We start from the raw sequence: 4,921 nt of genomic DNA on the forward strand, positions 1-4,921 counted from the left end.
CTCATTGACATGCACGCGCCCCGGCGTGACGCTGAGAGCGCTCTCACACTGGTACGGACCAACTTCCGTGCCACCCCGACCCCACACGGAGGTGGAGAGTGCTCACCAGACTCACCCGTCCCGCTCCGCCACTCGCGGCCGCGGCGGTCCTGGTCGGCGCGCTGCTCGCGCTGGGCACGCCCGAACCGGCCGGCGCCGCGGTGCCGGACACGATTCCCCTGAAGGTCACCAACAACTCCGGCCGCGGCGACGCGGTCTACATCTACGATCTCGGCACCCAGCTGTCGACCGGCCGCCAGGGCTGGGCGGACGCGGGCGGCGGCTTCCATGCCTGGCCCGCGGGCGGGACCCCGCCGGCCCCCGCGCCCGACGCCTCGATCCCCGGGCCCGCCGCCGGGCAGTCGAAGACGATCCGGATCCCCAAGTTCTCCGGCCGGATCTACTTCTCCTACGGCCGCAAGCTCGACTTCCGGCTGACCACGGGCGGGCTGGTGCAGCCGGCCGTGCAGAATCCGAGCGACCCCAACCGTGACATCCTCTTCAACTGGTCGGAGTACACACTCAACGACTCGGGCCTGTGGCTCAACAGCACACAGGTCGACATGTTCTCCGCACCCTACGCGGTCGGAGTGCAGCGGTCCGACGGAAGCGTGAGCAGCACCGGGCATCTCAAGTCCGGTGGCTACGGCGGGTTCTTCAACGCGCTGCGCGGACAGCCGGGCGGCTGGGCCGACCTGATCCAGACGCGGTCCGACGGGACCGTCCTGCGGGCGCTCTCACCGCTGTACGGGGTGGAGACCGGGGCCCTGCCGGCGAACGTCATGGACGACTACGTCAACCGGGTCTGGCAGAAGTACGCGACGACGGCACTCACCGTCACCCCCTTCGCCGGCGAGCCGAACACCAGGTACTACGGCCGGGTCTCGGGGAACGTCATGAACTTCACCAACGCCTCCGGTGCGGTCGTCACCAGTTTCCAGAAGCCGGACGCCGACAGCGTCTTCGGCTGCCACAAGCGCCTGGACGCACCGAACGACGCCGTGCGCGGCCCCATCTCCCGCACCCTGTGCGCCGGTTTCAACCGCTCGACGCTGCTGGTCAACCCGAACCAGCCGGACACCTCGCCGGCGAACTTCTACCAGGACACGGTGACCAACCAGTACGCGCGCAAGGTCCACGCCCAGATGGCGGACGGCAGGGCGTACGCGTTCGCCTTCGACGACGTCGGGAACCAGGAGTCCCTGGTGCATGACGGGGCGCCCCAGCAGGCGTATCTGACGCTCGATCCGCTGAGCTGACATGCGGGATCCCGCACACGGACGGCCTCCGTGTGCGGGATCGCGCGGCGGTGCGTCAGCCGGTCGTCAGGGCCGTGTCGTCCACGACGAAGCTGGTCTGGAGCGAGGAGTCCTCGACGCCGTTGAACTTCAGCGTGACCGTCGAGCCCGCCAGCGAGGACAGGTCGAAGGACTTCTGGCTGTAGCCGGAGGCCTTGTTGAGGTTCGAGTAGGTCGCCAGGGTCTTCGATCCCGCGGTCACCGTCAGCTTGTCGTACTGAGTGCTGCTGGTGGTCTCCGCGGTGTCGATGTGCAGGTAGAAGGTCAGGGTCGCCTTGCAGCCCGCGGGGATCGTCACCGACTGGGACAGGGTGTCGGTGTGCGTGGTGCCGTAGCCGTCGAGCCAGGCCTTGTAGGAGCCGCTGTGGGACGCCTCACCGCTGTCGGTGGTGATGACCCCGCTGGTCGCGGTCCAGCCGGTGCTGCCCGACTCGAAGCCCGGGTTGCCGAGCAACTGCGTCGACGAGCAGCCGCCACCGGTGGGGCTGACCGTCCAGTTGAAGGTCGCGGTTCCGGTCGCGCCGGTGGAGTCGGTCACCGTGACCGTGGTGCTGGAGGTGCCCGCGGTGGTGGGCGTGCCGGAGATCAGGCCGGTCGAGCTGTTGATCGACAGACCGGCCGGCAGACCGGAGGCACTGTAGGTGAGGGCACCGCTGTTGGTGCTGCTCGCCGAGACCTGCAGGCTCACCGCGGTGCCGACGGTCGAGGACTGGCTGCCCGGGTTGGTGACCGTCACGCCGTTGCCCGGCGGGGTGACGTGGCTGCCGACGTTGATGCCGGCGAACGCGTTGGCCACTCCGGCGTACTGGGTGGAGTTGGCGCCGTAGAGCGCGGTGGCCGCGTTGAGGGCGGCGGTGCGGGCAGCGGCGTAGTCGGTGCTCGACGTCATGTACGTCGTCAGCGCCTTGTACCAGATCTGGAGGGCCGCGGCCCGGCCGATGCCGGTGACGGCGACGCCGTCCGAGGTCGGGCTGTTGTAGGTCACACCGTTGATGACCTTGGTGCCGCTGCCCTCGGACAGCAGGTAGAACATGTGGTTCGCCGGACCCGAGGAGTAGTGCACGTCGAGGTTGCCGACTCCGGAGTACCAGCTGTCGGCGGAGCCGCCGTCCTTGCTGGGCTTGTCCATGTAGCGCAGCGGCGTGCCGTCGCCGTTGATGTCGATCTTCTCGCCGATGAGGTAGTCGCCGACATCGGTGCTGTTGTTGGCGTAGAACTCGACGCCGGTGCCGAAGATGTCGGAGGTCGCCTCGTTCAGGCCGCCGGACTCACCGCTGTACTCCAGGCCCGCGGTGTTGGAGGTGACGCCGTGGCTCATCTCGTGGCCGGCCACGTCCAGCGAGGTGAGCGGGTCGGCGTTGCCCGAGCCGTCGCCGTAGGTCATGCAGAAGCAGCTGTCGTCCCAGAACGCGTTGACGTACGAGTTGCCGTAGTGCGCGCGGGAGTACGCGGCGACGCCGTCGTTCTTGATGCCGGAGCGGCCGAACGTGTTCTTGTAGAAGTCCCAGGTCTCCTGGGCGCCGTAGGCGGCGTCGGCGCCCGCGGTGGCGGCGTTGGACGTCGTGCCGTTGCCCCAGGTGTCGTTCGTCTGGGAGAACAGCGTGCCGGTGCCGGACGTACCGTGGTTGAGGTTGTACGTCTTGTGGCCGCCGCGCGAGGCGTCGTTCAGCGTGTACGTCGACCCCGATTGCGTCGTGGTCAGCGTGACCGTACCGCTGTACTGGGTGTTGCCGGTACCGGTCCTGACCGCCTGGTAGCGGTAGAGCTCCTTGCCGGTGGTGGCGTCGGTGATGACGTGCAGCCGGCTGGGCGTGCCGTCGTCCTGGAAGCCGCCGATCACCGTCTCCCAGGCGAGCTTCGGCGTACCGCTGCCGGCCCAGATCACCTTGCGGGCGCTGTCGGTGGCGGGCCTGTCGGCGTGGAGGGACCTGGCCGTCCTGAGGGCCTTGGTCTCGGCGGCCGCCTTGGTGAAGGCCGCGGTGGTGGAGGCGACCTTGACGGCGTGCCTGTTGTTGAAGGTCGTGCTCACCGTGCCGGTCGCCAGCGAGGCGGGCGGGGTGTGCACGACGAGGTCACCGCCGAGGACGGGCAGGCCGTCGTAGGTGCGCTCGTAACGGGTGTGCAGGGTGCCGTCGTTGTCCTTGACGACGTCCCTGACGACGAGCTTCTCCTTGGCGCCGAGGCCGAGGGTGCGGGCGGTCGCGGCCGTCTTCTGCTTGGCGCTCCTGATGAGCGCGCCGCGCTGGGCCGGGGTGAGCTTGGCCTCCTGGCTGCCGGTGCGCAGGGGGCTGGGGTGGGGGGCGGCGGGCTTCGCGGTCGCCGGAACCGACTGGATACCGACGACGAGGAAGGCCGCGGTCGAGACCAGTGCGGCCCCGACGGTGGAACGTCTGTGGGGAAGGCGTCTCACTCGAACTCCTCCTGCTGCGGCCGCCGGGTCGCGGCCGGTGACAGACCGGACAGACGGGGTGTGCTGTCCGGGACGAGCTGAGCTGTGCGGGAGCGTGATCCGTGCACGGATCCGAAGAAACGGTGTGGGGGGCAGGAGGGAGTTTTCATCATTGACCCGTCCATGTCACTACGGTCGGTGACATTCGAGGGTTTTCCCTATGGGCTCGCCACGGGCGCGACCGTGCGACCCTGGCCGAAACTCGCCCTCCCGGTGGCCGAGTTGCCCGGTATCGGCCGAGAGTTGACAGAAGAGAGGTGGCGAGGGCTTGCCCTCGGGCTCTCCCGGCACATAGACCTTCTCCCACAACAGCGTTGACTCTGGGGGGAGTTGACTCATGCACGGCACGGTTGACGGGTTCCACTACGGCGCGGTGACTCCGGTGGCGGCCTATCTGATGGCGTGTCTGGGCGGGGCGCTGGGACTGCGCTGCATCGTGCGGTCGGTGCACAACACCCGGTCGCGGAAGGCCGGCTGGCTGGCCCTCGGTGCCACGTCGATCGGCTGCGGCATCTGGACGATGCACTTCATCGCCATGATCGGCTTCCATGTCGAGGAGAGCCCGGTCCGCTACGACGTGTGTCTCACCCTGCTCAGTCTCGCGGTGGCCGTCTTCGTCGTCGGCGTCGGTGTGTTCGCCGTCGGCTACCGTGGCGCCACCGCCCGCACGCTGTCCGCGGCCGGCGTCATCACGGGGCTCGGCGTGGCGGCCATGCACTACCTGGGGATGGCGGCACTGCGGCTGGACGGGGAGATCGACTACGACATGCGCACGGTCGGCCTCTCCGTGGCGATCGCGATCGTCGCCGCCACGGCGGCACTCTGGGCGGCCGTGTCGATCCGCGGCTTCGCGGCGAGCCTCGGTGCCAGCCTGGTGATGGGCCTGGCCGTGTCCGGCATGCACTACACGGCCATGGCGGCCGTGAGCGTCCATGTCGACGCGGACGGCGGCTTCCTGGCGGGCGAGTCGCCCGCCGTGCTGCTGCCCATGCTGCTGGGCCCGGCCGTCTTCCTGCTGCTGTGCGGTGTGGTGGTGATGTTCGACCCGCTGCTGGTCCTGGGCGACGGCGACTGGCCCCGCCCCGGCCGCGGGCCGGCCACCACCGCCGCCGAGCGCGGCGCACCCGGCCCGGCC

At 69.4% G+C, this 4,921-nt stretch carries 3 protein-coding genes; 2 read left to right on the forward strand and 1 reads right to left on the reverse strand.

The window, feature by feature from the left end; all coding sequences use genetic code 11:
• The first annotated feature begins 98 nt into the window (after nt 1–98).
• Entirely contained in the window at nt 99–1,298 is a 1,200-nt protein-coding gene (locus ACFW2E_RS41410) for a glycoside hydrolase family 64 protein (protein WP_384475672.1), read from the forward strand.
• A 55-nt stretch (nt 1,299–1,353) separates the two neighbouring features.
• Here the strand turns inward: ACFW2E_RS41410 and ACFW2E_RS41415 are convergent, their stop codons facing one another.
• A complete protein-coding gene (locus ACFW2E_RS41415) occupies nt 1,354–3,747 on the reverse strand; it encodes a M4 family metallopeptidase (RefSeq protein ID WP_384475675.1) in 2,394 nt (797 codons plus the stop codon).
• A 376-nt stretch (nt 3,748–4,123) separates the two neighbouring features.
• Between ACFW2E_RS41415 and ACFW2E_RS41420 the strand changes: the two genes are divergently transcribed.
• A partial coding sequence (locus ACFW2E_RS41420) for an MHYT domain-containing protein (RefSeq protein ID WP_384475678.1) occupies nt 4,124–4,921 on the forward strand: 798 nt, incomplete at its 3' end.

Source organism: Streptomyces sp. NPDC058964 (assembly GCF_042741275.1).
Classification (GTDB): domain Bacteria; phylum Actinomycetota; class Actinomycetes; order Streptomycetales; family Streptomycetaceae; genus Streptomyces.